The sequence below is a fragment of the Mesorhizobium sp. DCY119 genome (assembly GCF_003590645.1).
Classification (GTDB): Bacteria; Pseudomonadota; Alphaproteobacteria; order Rhizobiales; family Rhizobiaceae; genus Mesorhizobium_M.
Genome location: NZ_CP031834.1, coordinates 3,687,594 through 3,708,493, shown reverse-complemented (window position 1 = coordinate 3,708,493; position 20,900 = coordinate 3,687,594). Strand labels below are relative to the sequence as shown.

The 20,900-nt window shown below is 61.9% G+C and carries 14 protein-coding genes; 11 read left to right on the top strand and 3 right to left on the bottom strand.

Annotated elements, in window-relative coordinates; genetic code table 11:
- The first annotated feature begins 1 nt into the window (after position 1).
- Complete coding sequence (gene cysN / locus DZG07_RS18015) at positions 2 to 1,939, top strand: sulfate adenylyltransferase subunit CysN (RefSeq protein WP_162931762.1); 1,938 nt, start codon at positions 2 to 4, stop codon at positions 1,937 to 1,939.
- Between the two features lie 10 nt (positions 1,940 to 1,949).
- Positions 1,950 to 2,744 (top strand): 3'(2'),5'-bisphosphate nucleotidase CysQ, encoded by a 795-nt coding sequence (gene cysQ, locus DZG07_RS18010; RefSeq protein WP_162931763.1) that lies wholly within the window; start codon positions 1,950 to 1,952, stop codon positions 2,742 to 2,744.
- Between the two features lie 18 nt (positions 2,745 to 2,762).
- Here the strand turns inward: cysQ and DZG07_RS18005 are convergent, their stop codons facing one another.
- The 3 genes from DZG07_RS18005 to DZG07_RS17995 form a co-directional block, all read right to left on the bottom strand.
- A complete protein-coding gene (locus DZG07_RS18005) occupies positions 2,763 to 3,905 on the bottom strand; it encodes a DegT/DnrJ/EryC1/StrS aminotransferase family protein (protein WP_119819275.1) in 1,143 nt (380 codons plus the stop codon).
- A 232-nt stretch (positions 3,906 to 4,137) separates the two neighbouring features.
- Positions 4,138 to 5,061 (bottom strand): carbohydrate kinase, encoded by a 924-nt coding sequence (locus DZG07_RS18000; RefSeq protein WP_119819272.1) that lies wholly within the window; start codon positions 5,059 to 5,061, stop codon positions 4,138 to 4,140.
- A 105-nt stretch (positions 5,062 to 5,166) separates the two neighbouring features.
- Positions 5,167 to 6,318: an ROK family transcriptional regulator gene (locus tag DZG07_RS17995; protein WP_119821858.1), complete on the bottom strand. Its 1,152-nt coding sequence runs from the start codon at positions 6,316 to 6,318 to the stop codon at positions 5,167 to 5,169.
- Positions 6,319 to 6,666: 348 nt separating this feature from the next.
- Between DZG07_RS17995 and DZG07_RS17990 the strand changes: the two genes are divergently transcribed.
- The 9 genes from DZG07_RS17990 to glgX all read left to right on the top strand — a co-directional run bounded on the left by DZG07_RS17990 (position 6,667) and on the right by glgX (position 20,885).
- Positions 6,667 to 7,644, top strand: coding sequence for a sugar ABC transporter substrate-binding protein (locus DZG07_RS17990; RefSeq protein WP_091914064.1), 978 nt, complete (start codon positions 6,667 to 6,669; stop codon positions 7,642 to 7,644).
- Between the two features lie 158 nt (positions 7,645 to 7,802).
- The gene (locus DZG07_RS17985; protein WP_119819269.1) at positions 7,803 to 8,867 is read left to right on the top strand and encodes an ABC transporter permease; all 1,065 of its coding nucleotides are present in this window, start codon (positions 7,803 to 7,805) and stop codon (positions 8,865 to 8,867) included.
- 1 nt (position 8,868) lies between these two features.
- Positions 8,869 to 9,651, top strand: coding sequence for an ATP-binding cassette domain-containing protein (locus DZG07_RS17980; RefSeq protein WP_091913829.1), 783 nt, complete (start codon positions 8,869 to 8,871; stop codon positions 9,649 to 9,651).
- A gap of 116 nt (positions 9,652 to 9,767) precedes the next feature.
- Positions 9,768 to 12,236: a glycogen/starch/alpha-glucan phosphorylase gene (locus DZG07_RS17975; protein WP_119819266.1), complete on the top strand. Its 2,469-nt coding sequence runs from the start codon at positions 9,768 to 9,770 to the stop codon at positions 12,234 to 12,236.
- A 49-nt stretch (positions 12,237 to 12,285) separates the two neighbouring features.
- Positions 12,286 to 14,502, top strand: coding sequence for a 1,4-alpha-glucan branching protein GlgB (gene glgB, locus DZG07_RS17970; protein ID WP_119819263.1), 2,217 nt, complete (start codon positions 12,286 to 12,288; stop codon positions 14,500 to 14,502).
- 18 nt (positions 14,503 to 14,520) lie between these two features.
- Positions 14,521 to 15,783, top strand: a complete 1,263-nt coding sequence (gene glgC / locus DZG07_RS17965) for a glucose-1-phosphate adenylyltransferase (RefSeq protein WP_091913832.1) — start codon at positions 14,521 to 14,523, stop codon at positions 15,781 to 15,783.
- A 9-nt stretch (positions 15,784 to 15,792) separates the two neighbouring features.
- Positions 15,793 to 17,238, top strand: coding sequence for a glycogen synthase GlgA (gene glgA, locus DZG07_RS17960; RefSeq protein ID WP_119819260.1), 1,446 nt, complete (start codon positions 15,793 to 15,795; stop codon positions 17,236 to 17,238).
- A 3-nt stretch (positions 17,239 to 17,241) separates the two neighbouring features.
- A complete protein-coding gene (locus tag DZG07_RS17955; RefSeq protein ID WP_119819257.1) occupies positions 17,242 to 18,870 on the top strand; it encodes an alpha-D-glucose phosphate-specific phosphoglucomutase in 1,629 nt (542 codons plus the stop codon).
- A gap of 14 nt (positions 18,871 to 18,884) precedes the next feature.
- Positions 18,885 to 20,885: a glycogen debranching protein GlgX gene (gene glgX, locus DZG07_RS17950; protein WP_162931646.1), complete on the top strand. Its 2,001-nt coding sequence runs from the start codon at positions 18,885 to 18,887 to the stop codon at positions 20,883 to 20,885.
- The last annotated feature ends 15 nt before the right edge of the window (positions 20,886 to 20,900 follow it).

Genomic DNA, 20,900 nt, shown 5'->3' with positions numbered 1-20,900 from the left:
TATGCGCCACATCATGGCCGAAAATCTCGTCGCGACAGACACGGTGCGCGAATACCTGGCAAGCCAGGAACAGAAGTCGTTGCTGCGCTTCCTCACCTGCGGATCGGTCGACGATGGCAAGTCGACGCTGATCGGCCGCCTGCTTTCGGATACCAAGCAGATTTTCGAGGATCAGCTCGCGACGCTGGAGCGCGACTCGCGCAAGCACGGCACGACCGGTGACGATATCGACTTCGCGCTGCTGGTCGACGGGCTGGAGGCCGAGCGCGAGCAGGGCATCACCATCGACGTCGCCTACCGCTTCTTCGCCACGCCCAAGCGCAAGTTCATCGTTGCCGACACGCCGGGCCATGAGCAGTATACGCGCAACATGGCGACGGGTGCCTCCACCGCCGACCTCGCCATTGTGCTGATCGATGCGCGTCAGGGCGTTCTGCGCCAGACGCGCCGCCATTCCATCATTGCCTCGCTGCTCGGCATTCGTCACATCGTTCTGGCGGTCAACAAGATCGATCTGGTTGGGTTCGACCGCAAGGTGTTCGAGCGGATCGTGGCCGAGTATTCGGAGTTCGCCAAGGATCTCGGTTTCGAGAGCATCGCACCTATCCCGATGTCGGCACGCTATGGCGACAACGTCACCCGGCGCTCCGAGAAACTGGGCTGGTATGCTGGGCCGACGCTGGTCGAGCATCTGGAAACCGTGGATGTCGACCGCGCCGCGATCGAAAAGCCGTTCCGCTTTCCGGTGCAATATGTGAACCGCCCGAACCTGGATTTCCGTGGCTTTGCCGGCACTGTCGCCTCCGGTTCGATCGCGCAGGGTGACGAGATTGTTGTCGCCAAGTCCGGCAAGTTCTCCAAGATAAAGCGCATCGTCGCAAGCGGTGGCGACCTGAAGCAGGCCGTCGAAGGCCAGGCGGTCACCATCGTTCTGGAGGATGAGGTCGAGGTTTCGCGCGGCAATCTTCTGGTTGCGCCATCCGCTCGCCCGCAGGTCGCCGACCAGTTTACAGCGAACATCGTCTGGTTCGACGAGCAGGCGCTGCTGCCGGGACGTTCCTACATCCTGCGCACCGAGACGGATCAGGCCAACGCCACCGTCACCGATTTGAAATACCGCTTGAACGTCAATGACTTCGCGCATGAGGCCGCGAAGTCGCTCGAGATGAACGAGGTCGGCGTCTGTAATATTTCGGCCCAGTCGCCGCTGGCTTTCGACACCTTCGCCGATAACCGTACGACGGGCGCGTTCATCCTGATCGACCGGCTGACCAATGCGACCGTCGGCGCCGGCATGATCCTGCACACGCTGCGCCGCGCCGATAATATCCACTGGCAGTCGCTGGATGTGACGAAGCATTCCCGCGCCGCCGCCAAGCATCAGAAGCCGACCGTGCTGTGGTTCACCGGCCTGTCAGGCTCCGGCAAATCGACCATTGCAAACCTGCTCGAAAAGAAGCTGCACGCCACCGGCCGCCACACCTACATCCTCGACGGCGACAATGTCCGTCATGGCCTCAACCGCGATCTCGGTTTCACCGACGCGGACCGCGTGGAAAATATCCGCCGCGTCGCCGAAGTGGCGAAGCTGATGGCCGACGCCGGTCTGGTCGTGCTGGTGTCCTTCATCTCGCCGTTCCGTGCTGAGCGCCAACTGGCGCGCGAACTGCTGGAGGAGGGTGAATTCGTCGAGGTGTTCGTCGACACGCCGTTCGAGGAATGCGCCAGCCGCGATCCGAAAGGGCTCTATGCACGCGCGCTGAACGGCGAGATCAAGAACTTCACCGGCGTGGATTCGCCCTACGAAGCACCGGAAAAGCCGGAAATCCACTTGCAAACGCTCGGCAGAACGCCTGAAGAGATGGTAGATATACTCGAAGGCTGGCTGAGTGAGCGTGACATTGCAGATCAACAATACGACGACGGCGGCGGTATCTGACAACGAAGCGATCCTAGCTGTCTTCGAGCGGCTGGCGCTGGATGCAGGCCGCGTCATCATGGAAGTCTTCCATTCGAAGATGTCCGTCGAAGAGAAGGCGGATTGCTCGCCCGTCACCGAGGCCGACCGCGCTGCCGAAAAGCTGATCCTTGAAGGATTGCGCGCCGAATTTCCCGATATTCCCTGTGTTGCCGAGGAAGAGGCCTCCGAGGGCATCGAGGCGCCTGCTCTGGGACGTGCCTTCTTCCTGATCGATCCGCTTGACGGGACGAAGGAATTCGTCAAAGGCAATGCCGATTTCACCGTCAACATCGCCCTGATCCGCGGCGACGTGCCGGAGATCGGCGTGGTCTATGCGCCCTGCAGCGGGCGGTTCTTTTCAGGCCGGCCGGGCAGGGCCGAAGCGATTACCGTTGGCGAGGATTTGACGATCGCCGGCCGCCGCAAGATCGCCGTGCGGGACGGGCGCACGCCGCTGACCATAGTCGCCAGCCGTTCGCACCGCACGCCGGAAACGGATGCGTTCATCCGCAAGATCGAGGCGGCGGAGATCGTTTCGGTCGGCTCGTCGTTGAAGTTTTGCCTGTTGGCCGTGGGCGAGGCGGATGTCTATCCGCGCTTCAGCCGCACCATGGAATGGGACACGGCGGCGGGCGACGCCATTCTGCGTGCCGCCGGCGGCACCACCAAGACCACCGACGGCAAGCCGCTGATCTATGGCAAGCGCAACCAGGCGCATGATGCCGATTTCGCCAACCCGTCCTTCATCGCGACGGGCCGGGTTTTCGGCGCGCCACTATTCTGAACGCGCCGGCGGGCCGGATTACTCGGCCGCGTGCTGTGCCGATTTCGAGGCGATGAAATCGCTGATCGTGCTGATGATGCGGTCCTGATCTTCAGCCGACAGATAGGCATGCATCGGCAGGCACAGGATACGCGTGGGCAGTGCTTCCGAGACTGGCAAGCCGCCGGGCGCAACCGGATAATCCCTGTAAGCCACCTGCTGATGCAGCGGCTTCACGTAATAGATCACCGACGGAATGCCCTTTTCCTGCAGATGCGCCTTCAGCGCGTCGCGGTGCGGGGTCTCGATCGCATATTGCGCCCAGGCCGAACGGTGACCTTCCGGGACGTGGGCGACCTTAACGACATTGTGGAGACCGTCGCGATAGCGCTGGGCGACCTTCTGGCGCGCCACCATCTCGTCCTCGAGGATGGCCAGCTTCTCGATCAGGATCGCCGCCTGCAGTGTGTCGAGGCGCGAATTCAAGCCGACATGGACGTTGTCATACTGGGTCTCGCCTTTGCCGTGGAAGGCGAAGGAACGCAGGCGCGCGGCGAATTCGTCGTCATTGGTGAACATCGCGCCGCCGTCGCCATAGCAGCCGAGCGGCTTGGCGGGGTAGAAGCTGGTCGAGGCGACCTTGCCGAAGGAAGCGCACATCTTGCCGTCGATCGAGCCGCCGATGGCCTGCGCCGCATCCTCGATCACCAGAAGGTTCTCGCGCTCGGCGATCTCGGCGATTGCGGCATAGTTTGCGCCGAGGCCGAACAGATCGACCGGGATGATGGCGCGCGGCTTGAGACGGCCTTCCGCCTTGATCATGGCGATTGCAGCTTCAAGGCTTGCAATGTCGATATTGTAGGTCTCTGCGTCAACGTCGATGAACACCGGTTCGGCCTTGGCCAGTGCCACCACTTCCGCGGTCGCCGCGAAGGTGAAGCTCGGCACGAACACTGCGTCGCCGGGGCCAATGCCGGAAGCCAGCAGCGGCAGCAGCAGCGCGTCGGTGCCATTGGCGCAGGCGACGACGTTCTTCACGCCGACATAGGCGGCAAGCTTCTGCTCGAATTCGGTGACCTGCGGTCCGAGGATATATTTGCCCTCATCGACGACACGGTCGATGGCGGCGTCCAGACGGTCGCGGATTCTGTCGCGCTGCGCGCCGAGATCGATGAATTGCATAGGTGCTCCGAAGTCCTGTTTTTCGGGATATAGGGCGGCTGATAGCAGAGTTGAACCGGGGGAGAAAGATTGGCTCGCGCATGGCTGCCCGGCGGACGGTGCAAGCTCGTTACCGGCACTCGCGAATTTTGCCGACAAAGTGACCGGAAATGAGGCAACGATTGCCGTTCGGCAGGCTTGAGCCGGGCTCTTTTACGCTAAGGCGAAATATAATGTGATCGGACCCGCAGGCCTATTCGATCTCGTGCCGCCAGGGCGGGTTCGCGCCGGCGCGGGAAACGGTGATCGCCGCAGCCTTGGAGCCAAGCGTCAACGCCTCATGAATTGCGGTGTCCGAAAGCTCTTCCAGCCCATCTTTGGTCAAGACGCCCTGGTCGTGGAGCGAGGCAAGGATGCCGGCGTTGAAAGTGTCGCCGGCCCCGACCGTATCGACGACAGCGACGCGGTTCGGCTTCACCGAAACGGTGTGGCGCTTGGTATAGCCGGTCGCGCCTTCGGCTCCGCGCGTCACCACGATCAGCTTCGGGCCGCTTTGCAGCCAGTCATGGATGAGGTCTTCCTGCGGTCCTTCATGGCCGAACCAGGAAAGATCCTCGTCGGACAGCTTCACGATGTCGGCCATCGCCATCATGCGGCGGATACGGTCGAGATGCTTTTCCTTGTCCGGAATGAAACCGGGCCGGATGTTGGGGTCGAGCATCGTCACACGACGATCGTGCTCGCGGCGCATCAGCGCCTCGTAGGCGGAACCTGACGGCTCAGGGATCAGGCTGATCGCGCCGAACAGCATGGCGTCGATATCATCTTCGAACACCGGTAGATCGGCCTCCGTCAGCATCCGGCCGGCGGTGTTCTCGTCATAGAAGGTGTAGGTGGCGTGGCCGTCGGCGAGACGGACGAAGGCAAGCGTGGTCGGGCGCGAAGAGACGTCGGCATAGCGCGAACCGACATTGCTCGATGCCAGAACGTCGCGGATCTGCTGGCCGAAAAGGTCCGAGGACAAGCCCGAGAAAAATTCGACCGGCACGCCCAGCCGCCCGAGCGCGATGGCCGAGTTGAAGACGGCGCCGCCGGCATAGGGCGCGAAGGACGGCTCGCCGGCCGTGCTTTCACGCGGCAGCATGTCGATCAGGGCTTCGCCGCAACACAGGATCATGCTCGTTTTCTCGCTTGTCAGTAAAAGAAGTGGTTATGGCCGAGAGCGCCGGAATAAGCCCGGTGCGCATCGACCGCAAGATGGGGGAGGCGGTACGGCATCTAGTCACGCGCCCTTCGATGAAGTGGTGGCTGCACCGACGAGAAAGCGCTCAGAAAGCGGCAGGCTGGCGCCGCCAAGCGCGCGGGCGTTGATGCCCACCGTTCCCTCGCGGATATCGGGAACCTGCAAGCCCTCGACATTGATCTCGGAAAGCGCCTGCCTGACCGCGTCGACCAGCCGCTTTCTGACCGCAGTCGGCATCCAGCCGTCGATCACCGCGGCTTCGAAGTCGATGACGGCGGAAGACGAGACGATCGTATAGGCCAGCGCATCGGCGGCGCTGGCGATCCATTGGTCGAGCTCGGCGCCGATATCGCCCCAGTCATTGGGCGATGTCCACAGGAAGGAAGCATCGACATCACGCGCAAGCAGCACCTTCTCAAGAATGGCGATGGACGCGACATTGATGAGCTGGGTGGCACGGCCGCCGGGATTGGGGATGGGCATCGAGCCCAGCGCGCCCGCATTGCCCGTGCGCCCGCCATAGAGCGCGCCGTTGAGGACGATACCGCCGCCGGCGAAGGCTCCGATGTAGAAATAGATGAAATCTCGAAGGCCACCTGTATGCCCGAACACCAGTTCCGCGCCGCAGGCCGATGTCGCATCGTTCTGCAGATAGACGGGAAAGCCGCATTGCGCCTGGATTTCAGCACGGATGTCGCAGCGGCGCCATTCGTCCATGATCTCGCGCGGCGCGCCGGCGGTGTCGGCCCAGTTCCACAATTCGAAAGGCATGGCGATGCCGAGGCCGGCGACTCGCCGGTCCTGCTTGGGGTCCAGGCTTGCGCGCATCTCGGCAATGCCCGTCATGGCGAACTGCACCGTCTCGCGCGGAGCCGGATAACGGTAGGAGTGCTGGCGCATCGACCGGATGTTGCCGAGAAAGTCGATCAGCACCAGTTCGGCGCTGCGCCGCCCGATTTTCAGGCCGAGGAAATATGCGCCCTCTGGGTTCAGCGCCATCGGGATGGAGGGCTGTCCGATCTTGCCGCGAATGGGTTCCTGCCGCAGCAGTAGCCCGTCCTCTTCCAGTTCGCGCATGATTACCGACACGGTCTGCGCCGACAGTCGCGTCATGCGGGCAATGTCGGTCTTGGCGAGGCTGCCATGCTGGCGCACGAGCGAAAGCACCAGCCGCTCGTTGTGATCGCGCATGCCGCTCTGGTTCGTGCCGCGATGAAAATGGCTGTCAGCCAAAAGGGGCGAATTGCGCCCGGGGTCGCCAGTCTCCACCCATCTTCCTCCCGTCATTCCTGATGTCTTTTTGCAGAAACAATGCGCAAGGCAAGGCCCTTTTGTCAATAATAAATAAGAGTGATTTAATTATTGACAGATCGGTTTGGCTGATGTTTTCTAGCGGCAGATGATCGGGGCGGGACAAGGTGCCTCGGCGTCTGTGTGACGATGTCCAAACGGCATTGGTTTGTTCTTACTGGGAGGAATACCGTGACCAAGATCGCATTCTTGAAGTCGACCGTTTTCGGCGCTGCCGCTGCCGCGCTCATGACTTTCGCAGCACCTGCGTCGGCCGCCGACGTAAGCGCCTGCCTGATCACCAAGACCGACACCAACCCATTCTTCGTCAAGATGAAGGAAGGCGCCACGGCCAAGGCCAAGGAACTGGGTGTCAATCTCAAAAGCTACGCCGGCAAGATCGACGGCGACTCCGAAAGCCAGGTTGCGGCGATCGAAAGCTGCATCGCCGACGGCGCCAAGGGCATCCTGATCGCAGCGTCCGATACCGCGGGCATCGTGCCCTCGGTCAAGAAAGCCCGCGACGCCGGACTGCTGGTGATCGCGCTCGACACGCCGCTGGACCCGCTCGATGCCGCCGACGCCACATTCGCCACGGACAATCTCGAGGCTGGAAAGTTGATCGGCGCCTGGGCTGCCGCGACACTCGGCGATAAGGCCAAGGATGCCAAGATCGGCTTCCTCGATCTGACGCCGTCGCAGCCCTCCGTCGACGTGCTTCGCGACCAGGGCTTCATGATCGGCTTCGGTATCGACCCGAAAGACCCGGCCAAGATCGGCGATGAGGACGATGCGCGCATCGTCGGCCACGACGTGACCAACGGCAATGAAGAGGGTGGCCGCAAGGCGATGGAAAACCTTCTCCAGAAGGACCCGTCGATCAACGTCATCCACACGATCAACGAACCTGCCGCAGTCGGCGCCTATCAGGCGCTCAAGGCTGTCGGCATGGAAGGCAATGTCCTGATCGTCTCCGTCGATGGCGGCTGCCCGGGCGTGAAGTCCGTGGCCGAAGGCGTGATCGGAGCCACATCGCAGCAATATCCGTTGCAGATGGCTGCACTCGGCATCGAGGCGATCGCCAACTTCGCCAAGGACGGTACCAAGCCCAAGCCCACCGAGGGCAAGGAATTCTTCGACACAGGCGTCAATCTGGTGACCGACAAGCCCGCCGAGGGCGTCAAGTCGATCGATACGAAAGAAGGCACGGCCAAGTGCTGGGGCTGATTGCGGCCTGAACCTTTCTTTGGATACCGGCCGGGACTTGATCACCGGCCGGATTGGGCGGACGATGGGGGCGCCGAGCGCGCTCCCTAATCCGGCGCAGACCGATGCGCGCTCAGCGAAAACTCCTGCGCATTTCTTGACGCAGGTGGGAGGAACAAATGGCTCAAGCCCAGGAATTCGAAAAGGTTCTCTCGAGCAGCGACACCAATGTCGCCTCTTTCGAGGATCATGGCGTTTCGGTGCTGAAGCGCATCCAGCACTTTCTGCATTCGACCCCGGCAGCTGTGCCGCTGATCGTCCTCATTCTCTCCGTAGCCATTTTCGGCATCGCGATAGGCGGACGCTTCTTTTCATCCTACACGCTCACGCTCATCCTCCAGCAGATCGCTATCGTCGGCATATTGGGCGCGGCGCAGACACTGGTGATCCTGACTGCCGGCATCGATCTCTCGATCGGCGTCATCATGGTTTTCTCCGCGGTGGTCATGGGCAATTGCGCCGTGACCTACGGCCTTCCGACGCCGCTTGCGGTTGCGATCGGCCTCGGCGTGGGTACGCTTTGCGGCCTGCTGAATGGCGCGCTCGTCGCGTATATGAAACTGCCGCCCTTCATCGTCACGCTCGGCACCTGGAACATCGTGATGGCCACGAATTTCATCTATTCGGCCAATCAGACGATCCGGGACGCGGACGTGGCAGCGCAGGCGCCGCTGCTTCACCTTTTTGGCGTCAACTTCAAAGTCGGGACCGCGGTTCTGACACTTGGCGTGATCGCGATGGTGGTTCTGGTGCTGGTGCTTTGGTACGTGCTGAACCACACGGCGTGGGGACGGCATGTCTATGCGGTCGGCGATGATCCGGAGGCGGCGAAGCTTTCGGGCATCCAGACCAAGAAGGTTCTGATGGCGGTCTATGCGCTGGCCGGCTTGATCGCTGCCTTTGCCGCCTGGGTCTCCATCGGCCGCAACGGCTCCATATCGCCGTCAGCTGCAGTCACCGACTACAATCTGCAGGCAATCACCGCGACGGTTATCGGCGGCATCTCGCTGTTCGGCGGACGCGGCTCAATCCTCGGCACGCTGTTCGGCGCGATGATCGTCGGCGTCGTGTCCATGGGTCTCAACATGCTCGGCGCGGACCCGCAATGGAAAGTCCTGCTGACCGGCATGCTGATTATCGGCGCTGTCGGCATCGATCAATGGATCAGGAAGGTTTCGGGTTAACATGGCCACTCAACCGCTTCTCACCGCCCGCGGACTGGTCAAGCGCTATGGCCGCGTGACCGCGCTCAACCAGGCCGATTTCGACCTCTATCCCGGCGAGATTCTTGCCGTGATCGGCGACAACGGCGCCGGCAAATCCTCGCTGATCAAGGCGATATCCGGTGCCGTGAATCCCGACGAAGGCGAGATTCGGCTCGAAGGCAAGCCAATCGCCTTCAAGTCGCCGATGGAGGCGCGTGATGCCGGCATCGAGACCGTCTATCAGAACCTTGCGCTTTCGCCGGCCCTGTCGATCGCCGACAACATGTTTCTGGGTCGCGAAATCCGCAAGCCGGGTTTCATGGGCCAGTGGCTGCGCATGCTCGATCGCCCGGCGATGGAAAAGCGCGCCCGCGACAAGCTGACGGAACTCGGCCTGATGACGATCCAGAATATCGGCCAGGCGGTGGAAACGCTCTCCGGCGGTCAGCGCCAGGGCGTGGCCGTGGCCCGTGCGGCGGCCTTCGGCTCCAAGGTCATCATCCTGGATGAACCGACGGCAGCGCTTGGCGTCAAGGAATCGCGGCGCGTGCTGGAACTCATTCTTGACGTGAAGCGGCGCGGTATTCCGATCGTCCTGATCTCGCACAACATGCCGCATGTCTTCGAGGTTGCCGACCGCATCCACATTCACCGGCTTGGCCGTCGTCTCTGCGTCATCGATCCCAAGGATTATACGATGTCGGATGCGGTTGCCTTCATGACGGGGGCAAAAGCCCCGCCGGAAGAAGCGCTGGCTGCGTAAAATCCGCGCGGCGCTTTGAATCGATTGAAAATCCTGACGGATCGACTAGATTGATTGCGGGAGGATGCTGGGACCCTGCCGTAAAGACGGGCTACCGATAACGCTCTAGAGGCGATATGACGCTTGCATCCACATCCGAGCTCCCACGGCCAATTTTGGAAAATTCCGACCCCAAGGCCCTTGCCGCAGAGATTCTGAAAGCCCTGCGATACAGGGTCGGCAAGGACGAGTCGGTCGCAACCCAATTCGATTGGCTGACCGCTTCCATTCTGGTGGTGCGCGACCGCATCATCGACCAATGGGTCAAGGCGACCAAGGAAGCCTATGACGAAGGCGCCAAGCGCGTCTACTACCTGTCGCTCGAGTTCCTGATCGGCAGGCTTATGCGCGACGCCTTCACCAATCTCGGCATGATGGAGAGCATGCGCGACGCGCTTGGCTCGCTGGGTGTCGAACTCGATGTCATCTCCGCGTTGGAGCCTGACGCAGCACTCGGCAATGGCGGCCTTGGCCGGCTTGCAGCCTGCTTCATGGAGAGCATGGCGACAGTGGACGTGCCCGCGCACGGCTATGGCATCCGCTATGTCAACGGCATGTTCCGCCAGGAAATCCACGACGGCTGGCAGGTCGAACTGCCTGAAACCTGGCTCGACCATGGCAATCCCTGGGAATTCGAGCGCCGGGAGCGTTCTTTCGAGGTCGGTTTCGGCGGGGCGGTCGAGTCCATCACCACAAAGGATGGACGGTTGGAGCGCCACGTCTGGCGCCCGCAGGAGCGTATTCTGGCTGTCGCCTACGACACGCCTGTGGTCGGCTGGCGCGGAAACCGCGTCAATACGCTGAGGCTCTGGTCCGGCATGCCGGTCGATCCGATCCTGCTCGACACATTCAACGCCGGCGACCATATCGGCGCACTGCGCGAGAGCAACAAGGCGGATGCGCTGTCGCGCGTGCTTTACCCTGCGGATTCCAGCCCGGCCGGCCAGGAACTACGGCTGCGGCAGGAGTATTTCTTCTCCACCGCCTCGCTGCAGGACATCATCCAGCGCCATCTCAGCCAGTATGGCGAACTGCATTCGCTGCCCGACAAGGCGGCGATCCATCTGAACGATACGCATCCGGCGGTCGCCGTGGCGGAACTGCTGCGGCTTCTGATGGATGTTCACGGCATCGATTTCGACGCCGCCTGGGACATCACCAAGCGCACCTTCGCCTACACCAACCACACGCTGCTGCCCGAGGCGCTGGAAAGCTGGCCGGTGCCGCTGTTCGAACGCCTGCTGCCGCGCCACATGCAGATCGTCTACGCGATCAACGCGCAGATCCTGCTGGAAGCGCGGGCGAAGGCGGATTTCGACGGCGAGCAGATCAGCCGCATCTCGCTGATCGAGGAGAATGGCGAGCGCCGCGTGCGCATGGGCAATCTGGCCTTCGCCGGCTCGCATTCGATCAACGGCGTGTCGGCTCTTCACACCGAACTGATGAAGGAAACGGTGTTCGCCGACCTTCACCAGCTCTACCCGGACCGTATCAACAACAAGACCAACGGCATCACGCCGCGCCGCTGGCTCATCCAGTGCAATCCGGGGCTGACGGGGCTGATACGCGAGGCGATCGGCGACAGGTTCCTCGACGATATCAACGCGTTGAAGGACCTCGACGCGCTGGCCGACGACGCGGCATTCCGCGAAAAATTCGCCGGCGTGAAGCGCGCCAACAAGGAGCGCCTGGCTTCTCTGGTGCTGGAACGGCAGGGGATAAAGGTCGATCCCTCGGCCATGTTCGATATCCAGATCAAGCGCATCCACGAATACAAGCGCCAGCTTCTGAACATCATCGAGGCGGTGGCGCTCTATGACCAGATCCGCTCGCATCCCGAACGGGACTGGATGCCGCGCGTAAAATTCTTCGGCGGCAAGGCGGCACCCAGCTACCACAACGCCAAGCTGATCATCAAGCTGGCCAACGACGTCGCCAAGGTCATCAACCGTGATCCGGCGGTGGGTGGATTGCTAAAGATCGTGTTCGTGCCGAACTACAATGTCAGCACGGCCGAGATCATGATGCCGGCCGCCGACCTTTCCGAGCAGATTTCCACGGCCGGCATGGAAGCCTCGGGCACCGGCAACATGAAGTTCGCGCTGAACGGCGCACTCACCATCGGCACGCTCGACGGCGCCAATGTCGAAATCAAGGAACAGGTCGGCGACGACAACATCTTCATCTTCGGCCTGACCACCGAGCAGGTCGCTGAGCGCCGCGCTGAAGGCTACAATCCGCGTGCGGTGATCGAAAGCTCGCCGGAACTGTCGCAGGCGCTCGCCGCGATCTCGTCCGGGGTGTTTTCGCCTGACGATCCTAACCGCTATCGTGAGCTGATGTCGGGGCTCTACGAGCATGACTGGTTCATGGTCGCCGCCGATTTCGACGCCTATGCCGCAGCGCAGCGGCAGGTCGATGCCGTCTGGCGCAACAGCCCGGAATGGCACGCCAAGGCAATCCACAATGTCGCGCGGATGGGCTGGTTCTCGTCCGACCGCACCATTCGCCAATATGCCAATGAAATCTGGAACGTGCCTGCATGATGTGATTGCATGAAGCTGCCGGAAGAGCAGTGGGAGGGAACCTGAGAACATGAACAAGCCGCGCGCCAAAGCCGCGACGAATAAGCTGCCCGGAACTGCCTCGGACAGCGATGTCGCGGCGATCGTGGCCGGCACTCATGGAAATCCCTTCGCCGTTCTCGGCATCCAGGAAGCAGAAAAGGGTTTTGTCGCCCGCTGCTTCGTGCCACATGCCGAATTCGTCACCGTCTTCACGCTGGCCGGCAAGGAGGTCGGCGAACTTGCCCGCCGGCACGATGCCGGCTTCTTCGAAGGCAAGCTCTCTATCCGCAAGCGCCAGCCGCTGAAGTACCGCGCCCGCAATGCCGGCGGCGAGTGGTGGCTGACCGATCCCTACACATTCGGCCCGGTGCTGGGGCCGATGGACGATTATTTCATCGCCGAGGGCTCGCATCTCAGGCTTTTCGACAAGCTCGGCGCGCATCTTCTGTGGCACGAAGGGGCGTCGGGCGTGCATTTCGCGGTCTGGGCGCCCAATGCCCGGCGCGTCTCGGTTGTCGGCGATTTCAACGAATGGGATGGCCGCCGCCATGCCATGCGGCTTCGCCAGGACATCGGCATCTGGGAAATTTTCATTCCCGATATCGAGGCCGGGCGTTCCTACAAGTTCGAGATCATCGGCCCGAAGGGCGAGAACCTGCCGCTGAAGGCCGATCCTTTCGCCTTCCGCTCGGAGCTGCGCCCGGCGACGGCTTCCGTCACCGCTGCGCCGCTTGCCCATGAATGGGGCGATGAAGCGCACAGGAAGCACTGGCGAAATGTAGATCCGCGCCGCGAGCCGATCTCGATCTACGAAGTCCACGCCGGCTCGTGGCAGCGCCGCGACGACGGTTCTTTCCTGTCATGGGACGAGCTTGCCGACCGCCTGATACCCTATGTCGTCGACACCGGTTTTACCCATATCGAATTCATGCCGATCACCGAGCATCCCTACGATCCTTCATGGGGATACCAGACGACCGGGCTTTATGCGCCGACGGCACGCTTCGGCGATCCCGAATGCTTTGCCCGCTTTGTCGATGGCGCGCATCGCGCCGGCGTGGGCGTCATCCTCGACTGGGTGCCGGCGCATTTTCCGGTCGATGCCCATGGGTTGGCGCATTTTGATGGCACGGCGCTCTATGAGCATGCCGATCCGCGCAAAGGCTTTCACCCGGACTGGAACACGGCGATCTACAATTTCGGCCGCCGCGAGGTCGTTTCCTACCTCGTCAACAACGCGCTTTTCTGGGCCGAAAAATACCATCTCGACGGGCTGCGCGTCGATGCGGTGGCCTCGATGCTCTACCTCGACTATTCGCGCAAGGCCGGCGAATGGATACCCAACGAGCGTGGCGGGCGGGAGAATCTGGAGGCCGTCAGCTTCCTTCAGAAAATGAACATCGCCGTCTATGGCACGCATCCCGGCGTCATCACCATTGCCGAGGAATCGACCTCCTGGCCGAAGGTTTCGCAGCCGGTGCATGAAGGCGGGCTTGGCTTCGGCTTCAAATGGAACATGGGCTTCATGAACGATACGCTGGAGTATCTTGCCAAGGAGCCGATCTACCGCAAGCACCACCACGGCGAGATCACCTTCGGGCTGGTCTATGCCTTCAGCGAGAATTTCGTGCTGCCGCTGTCGCATGACGAAGTCGTGCACGGCAAAGGCACGCTGCTGACCAAGATGGCCGGCGACGACTGGCAGAAATTCGCGACCTTGCGCGCCTACTACGCCTTCATGTGGGGCTACCCCGGCAAGAAGCTGCTGTTCATGGGGCAGGAGTTCGCCCAGCGCGACGAGTGGAGCGAGGAGCGCCAGCTCGACTGGCACCTGCTCGACCATCTTCCGCATCGCCGCGTGCGCCAGCTCATTCGCGACCTCAATTACCTCTATCGTTCGCGGCCCGCCTTGCATGCGCGCGACTGCGAGCCGGAAGGCTTTTCCTGGCTGATTGCCGACGACAGCGCAAATTCGGTCTTCGCCTGGCTGCGCAGCGCACCCGGCGGCGCGCCGATCGCCGTCATCACCAATTTCACGCCGGTTGCGCGCGACGATTACCGCGTGCCGTTGCCGACGGCAGGCAAGTGGCGCGAGGTGATGAACACCGACGCATCCGACTATGGCGGTTCCGGCAAAGGCAATGGCGGCCTGGTCGAGGCCGTTGCCGGCAAGGACGGTGCCGTTCACGCCACGATGCTTCTGCCGCCATTGGCGACAGTCATGCTTGAGCTTGTTCTAGACTAGTGACTTGGGAGGGTTGCCATGGATACGAAAAGACCTCAACCGCTGGCGCGCGATGCCATGGCCTATGTGCTGGCCGGCGGCAGGGGTAGCCGGCTCAAGGAGCTGACCGACCGACGGGCAAAGCCCGCGGTCTATTTCGGCGGCAAGACGCGCATCATCGATTTCGCGCTCTCAAACGCGCTGAATTCCGGCATCCGCCGCATTGGCGTTGCCACGCAATACAAAGCGCATTCGCTGATCAGGCATCTGCAGCGCGGCTGGAACTTCTTCCGGCCGGAGCGAAACGAAAGCTTCGACATTCTGCCGGCGAGCCAGCGCGTCTCGGAAACCCAGTGGTATGAGGGGACGGCCGACGCGGTCTACCAGAACATCGATATCATCGAGCCCTACGGACCGGAATACATGGTCATCCTGGCCGGCGACCACATCTACAAGATGGACTACGAACTGATGCTGCGCCAGCATGTCGACGCCAAGGCGGACGTGACCATCGGCTGCCTTGAAGTGCCGCGCATGGAAGCGGTCGGCTTCGGCGTCATGCATGTCGACGAGAAGGACAACATCATCTCCTTCATTGAGAAACCGGCCGACCCGCCCGGCATTCCCGACAAGCCGGATTTCGCGCTCGCCTCGATGGGCATCTATGTCTTCAAGACGAAATTCCTGCTGGATCAGTTGCGGCGCGATGCCAACGACCCGGATTCCAGCCGTGACTTCGGCAAGGACATCATTCCCTATATCGTCCAGCACGGTAAGGCGGTCGCGCATCGTTTCAACAAATCCTGTGTGCGCTCGTCGGCGGAAACGCAATCCTACTGGCGCGATGTCGGAACCATCGATGCCTATTGGGAAGCCAATATCGACCTGACCGACATCACGCCCGAACTCGACCTCTACGATCGCGACTGGCCAATCTGGACCTATGCCGAGTTGAAACCGCCGGCAAAGTTCGTCCACGATCAGGATGGCCGGCGTGGTTCGGCGATATCCTCGCTGATCTCGGGCGATTGCATCGTATCGGGCGCTACGCTGCGCCGAAGCCTCATTTTCACCGGGGCCCGGATCAGTTCCTATTCCACGCTCGACGATGTGGTGATGCTGCCCGACTGCAAGGTTGGCAGAAACGCCCATCTGAAGCGGGTCGTCCTCGATCACGGTGTGGAAATTCCCGAAGGGCTCGTCGTTGGCGAGGATCCGGTGCTTGACGCAAAACGTTTCAGAGTGTCGGAAAAAGGCATTTGCCTGATCACGCAGGACATGATCGACAGGCTCGAAACCTAGGGTATTCGCATGCAGGTGCTTTCCGTCACGCCGGAGATTTTTCCGCTGGTCAAGACCGGCGGGCTTGCCGACGTGACGGGCGCGCTGCCGCTGGCGCTGGCGGAGCAGGGCGTTGCCATGCGCACGCTGGTGCCCGGCTATCCGGCGGTGATGGGCACATTCAAGAAGAAAAAGGCTCTGCTGGCTTATCCGGACCTGCATGGCGGCAAGGCTTCGGTGCATGCTGCCACCATTCTCGGCCTCGATCTTCTCGTGCTCGACGCGCCGCATCTGTTCGACCGCGTCGGCGGGCCTTACGGTGACGCGACCGGCGCGGACTGGCCGGACAACTGGCGAAGATTCGCGGCACTCAGTCAGGTCGGTGCGGATATCGCAGCGGGTGCGATCCCGGGCTACGCGCCGGATATCGTGCATGCCCATGACTGGCAGTCGGCGATGACGCTGGCCTATATGCGCTACGGCAAGGCAAGTGGCGTTCCCTCGGTCATCACCGTCCACAACCTCGCCTTTCAGGGCAGCTTTGCGGCGTCGATCTTTCCGCAGCTCGGTCTGCCAGCCAACGCCATGTCGCTCGACGGCGTCGAATATTATGGCGGCGTCGGTTTTCTCAAGGCGGGTCTTCAGGCCGCTTGGGCGGTCACCACGGTCAGCCCGACCTATGCCCAGGAAATTCGCTCGCCGGCTTTCGGCATGGGGCTGGACGGGCTGATCAATCTGCGCGCCGGCGACCTGCACGGCATCGTCAACGGCATCGACACCGATATCTGGAACCCGGCGACCGACCATCACCTTGCCGCGACCTACACCGCGAAAACGCTGAAGGCTCGCGCCGCCAACAAGCGCGCCGTGGAGGAACGCTTCAACCTCGATCATGACAACAGTCCGATCCTCTGCGTGGTCAGCCGGCTGACCTGGCAGAAAGGCATGGACGTGCTGAACTCGACCCTGGACGATCTTGTCGCCTCCGGCGCGCGGCTTGCCGTGCTCGGCTCGGGCGACCAGGGGCTCGAGGGCGCATTGCTGGCGGGTGCTGCGCGCCATCGCGGGCGGGTCGGCGTCGTTGTCGGTTATGACGAGGGGCTGTCGCATCTGATGCAGGGCGGCTGCGATGCGATCCTCATTCCGTCGCGTTTCGAGCCCTGCGGCCTGACCCAGCTTTACGGCCTGCGCTATGGCTGTGTGCCGATCGTTGCCCGCACCGGCGGCCTTGCCGACACGATCATAGACGCCAATGAGGCAGCACTTGCGGCTGGCGTCGCGACGGGCTTCCTGTTCGAGCCGGAAAGCGGCGACGCATTCCGCCATGCTATTCGCCGCGCGGTAGCAAACTATGCCGAGCCTGCGCTCTGGTCCTCGATCCAGCGGCAGGGCATGAAAGCCGATGTTTCCTGGGATCGAAGCGCGCAGAAATACGTTCAGCTCTATCGATCGTTGACTTCCAAAAGGACTGCCTGACGCATGACGACAACTGTCGCGACAAAACCTTTCGCCGACCAGAAACCCGGCACATCCGGCCTGCGCAAGAAGGTGCCGGTGTTCCAGCAGCCGCATTATGCCGAGAATTTCATCCAGTCGGTGTTCGATTCGCTGGAAGGGTTTCAGGGCAAGACGCTGGTGATCGGCGGTGACGGCCGCTACTTCAACCGCGAGGTCATCCAGACGGCGATTGCCATGGCCGCTGCCAACGGCTTCGGCAAGGTTATGGTCGGGCAGGGCGGTATCCTGTCGACGCCGGCCGCCTCGCACGTCATCCGTAAATACAAAGCATTCGGCGGGTTGATCCTGTCGGCCAGCCACAATCCCGGCGGCCCGCACGAGGATTTCGGCATCAAATACAATATCGGCAATGGCGGCCCGGCACCCGAAAAGATCACCGACGCGATCTTTGAGAAGTCGAAGACGATCTCGCGCTTTCTCATCGCCGATATCGGCAAGGTCGATATCGACACGATCGGCAAGTCTGATGCAGCGGGGATGATTGTCGAGGTCATCGATCCCGTCGCCGACTATGCCGAGCTGATGGAAACGCTGTTCGATTTCGATGCGATCCGCAAACTGTTCAAGTCCGGCTTCCGCATGCGCTTCGACGCCATGCATGCCGTGACCGGGCCCTACGCCAAGGAAATACTGGAAAAGCGCCTTGGCGCGCCCGACCACACAGCGCGCAACTATCATCCGCTGCCCGATTTCGGCGGACATCACCCCGACCCCAACCTCGTTCACGCCAAGCATCTCTATGATGAGATGATGGGGCCTGACGCGCCCGATTTCGGCGCGGCTTCCGATGGCGACGGCGACCGCAACCTGATCATCGGCAAGGGCATCTTCATCACGCCTTCGGATTCGCTCGCCATGCTGGCGGCCAATGCGCATCTGGCGCCGGGCTACAAGGCGGGTCTGAAAGGCATCGCGCGCTCCATGCCGACCAGCGGTGCGGCCGACCGCGTTGCCGAAAAGCTCGGCGTCGGCATGTATGAGACGCCGACCGGCTGGAAGTTCTTCGGCAATCTGCTCGATGTCGGCATGGCGACGATCTGCGGCGAGGAAAGTGCAGGCACCGGCTCCGACCATGTGCGCGAAAAGGACGGGCTGTGGGCGGTCCTGCTGTGGCTGAACATTCTGGCGGTCCGCGGTGAGAGCGCCAAGGAGATCGCCACCAAGCACTGGGCGACCTATGGCCGGAACTATTATTCGCGCCATGACTATGAAGAGGTCGAGTCCGACAAGGCCAATGCGCTGGTGGACGAGTTGCGCGCCAAGCTGGCGAGCCTGCCCGGAACGACGGTGCGCGGCCTGAAGATCGAGAAGGCCGACGATTTTGCCTATCACGATCCAGTCGACGGCTCGGTCAGCAAGAACCAGGGCATCCGCATCCTGTTCGAAGGCGGCTCGCGCGCGGTAATTCGCCTGTCGGGCACAGGCACCTCGGGCGCGACGCTCAGGCTCTATGTCGAGCGCTATGAGCCTGATCCGAAGCGTCATGATCTCGACACGCAGGAGGCGCTTGCCGATCTGCTCGGTGCCGCGGATGATATCGCGGGCATTCGCGCGCATACGGGGCGTAAGGGGCCGAGCGTCATCACCTGATGGGATCAGCGGATTTGAACCGTCCGGCGCCGCGTTTCGGCGCCGATATAGGCACGGACGGCATTCGCTTTTCCGTGTGGTCGGGCGCTGCGCGGCGCGTCTGGGTGTCGATCTTCGACGAGGATGGTGCGCGGGAACTGCAGCGCATCGAGCTTGAACCGCAGGGCGACGGCGTCCATTCCGTTTTCCTGCCCGGCCAGAAATCCGGCACGCGCTACGGCTTCCGCGCTGATGGAGACTATGCGCCGGAACAAGGCCTGTGGTTCGATCCTGACAAGCTGCTGATGGACCCTTATGCGGTCGCTATCGACAGGCCCTATGTCTTCGACCAACGGCTTTCGGCGCGGCGAGGCGAGGGCGGCGATACGGCCTCGCTGATGCCGAAGGCCGTGGCAACGGCTCTGCCCGAGCCGGTTTCGCCCCATTCACCGGTCTTCAAACCGGGTGGCCTGATCTACGAAGTCCCGGTTCGCGCCTTCACCATGCTGCACCCGGAAATCCCCAAGGAGCAGCGTGGCACGATTGCAGCACTCGCCCATCCCGCGATTGTTAAACATTTGCAAAAGCTTGGTGTCGGCGCGGTGGAGTTGATGCCGATCACGGCCTGGATCGACGAGCGCCACCTGCCGCCGCTCGGACTCAGTAATGCGTGGGGCTACAATCCGGTGACCTTCATGGCGCTCGACCCGCGCCTTGCGCCCGGTGGCATCGCAGAACTGCGCGAAACGGTGGCTGCGTTGCGCGAGGCAGGCATCGGGGTCATCCTCGATCTCGTCTTCAACCACACCGGCGAGAGCGATGAGTTTGGCCCTACACTGTCGCTGCGCGGGCTGGATAATCAGACCTACTACCGGCATGAATCCGATGGCCGGCTGGTGAACGATACCGGTACGGGAAACACTCTGGCCTGCGACCGCCCCATCGTTCAGGAAATGGTTCTCGATACGCTCCGCCATTTCGTCCGCCATGCCGGCGTCGATGGTTTTCGTTTCGATCTTGCCCCCATCCTCGGACGGACGGAAAGCGGTTTTGACGCCGATGCGCCTTTGCTCAAGGCCATGAACGAAGACGCCGAACTGGCCGACCGGGTGATGATCGCCGAGCCGTGGGATATCGGGCCGGGCGGCTACCAGCTCGGAAACTTCAAGCCGCCCTTTCTCGAATGGAACGACAAATACCGCGACGATATCCGCCGTTTCTGGCGTGGCGATCGCGGCATGATCGGCGCGCTGGCGACGCGGCTGGCTGGGTCTTCCGATGTGTTCTCGGGCGCGCAAACCAGCAGCGTCAATTTCATCGCCGCCCATGACGGCATGACACTGGCCGACCTGACCGCCTATGAGCGCAAGCACAACGAGGCCAATGGCGAACGGAACCGCGACGGCCACAACGAGAATTTGTCGTGGAACAACGGGGTCGAGGGTACGACCGAGGACCCGAAGATAATCGAGCAGCGCCGGCACGATTTGCGCGCTCTGCTCGCTACCCTGTTCGCCTCGCGCGGCACCATCATGCTGACCGCTGGCGACGAATTCGGCCGCACCCAGCGCGGCAACAACAACGCTTATGCTCAAGACAACGAGATAACCTGGCTCGATTGGGCAGGACGCGACATCGCGCTTGAAGATTACGCTGCGGCGCTCGCCATGTTGCGCAAAACGCATCCCGGCTTGCGCCGGATCAATTTTCTGACCGGAAAGCCAGCATCCGGTTCAGAGATTCCCGATGTCCATTGGCTTGCCGAGAACGGGGACGAACTCGATGAGCACAGTTGGAGCGACCCGGAGCGCCGGCGATTGACCATGGTGCTCGGTCAGGGTGATGAAAATTCGACTCGTATTGCAATACTGATCAACCGCGATCGCCGCGCGACCACATTTTCGCTGCCTGCGCGCGACGGTTTCCAATGGTGCCCATTGCCGTCGTCGAATGATATTCGTGTTGTGGAAAACGGCCTGCTTGTCAGCGGGCGCTCGCTGGTGTTTGTCGATGAAATAAAGGTCGACATTTCCTAAGTTTTTTCAGAGGAG

Bases quoted from the DNA above. Each gene is read 5' to 3' on its own strand.
- DZG07_RS17990 (WP_091914064.1), top strand. From the start codon at position 6,667: ATGACTTTCGCAGCACCTGCGTCGGCCGCCGACGTAAGCGCCTGCCTG.
- glgA (WP_119819260.1), top strand. From the start codon at position 15,793: ATGCAGGTGCTTTCCGTCACGCCGGAGATTTTTCCGCTGGTCAAGACC.
- DZG07_RS17985 (WP_119819269.1), top strand. From the start codon at position 7,803: ATGGCTCAAGCCCAGGAATTCGAAAAGGTTCTCTCGAGCAGCGACACC.
- glgC (WP_091913832.1), top strand. From the start codon at position 14,521: ATGGATACGAAAAGACCTCAACCGCTGGCGCGCGATGCCATGGCCTAT.
- glgB (WP_119819263.1), top strand. From the start codon at position 12,286: ATGAACAAGCCGCGCGCCAAAGCCGCGACGAATAAGCTGCCCGGAACT.
- cysN (WP_162931762.1), top strand. From the start codon at position 2: ATGCGCCACATCATGGCCGAAAATCTCGTCGCGACAGACACGGTGCGC.
- DZG07_RS17980 (WP_091913829.1), top strand. From the start codon at position 8,869: ATGGCCACTCAACCGCTTCTCACCGCCCGCGGACTGGTCAAGCGCTAT.
- DZG07_RS18000 (WP_119819272.1), bottom strand. From the start codon at position 5,061: ATGATCCTGTGTTGCGGCGAAGCCCTGATCGACATGCTGCCGCGTGAA.
- DZG07_RS17955 (WP_119819257.1), top strand. From the start codon at position 17,242: ATGACGACAACTGTCGCGACAAAACCTTTCGCCGACCAGAAACCCGGC.
- DZG07_RS17995 (WP_119821858.1), bottom strand. From the start codon at position 6,318: ATGCGCGATCACAACGAGCGGCTGGTGCTTTCGCTCGTGCGCCAGCAT.
- DZG07_RS17975 (WP_119819266.1), top strand. From the start codon at position 9,768: ATGACGCTTGCATCCACATCCGAGCTCCCACGGCCAATTTTGGAAAAT.
- DZG07_RS18005 (WP_119819275.1), bottom strand. From the start codon at position 3,905: ATGCAATTCATCGATCTCGGCGCGCAGCGCGACAGAATCCGCGACCGT.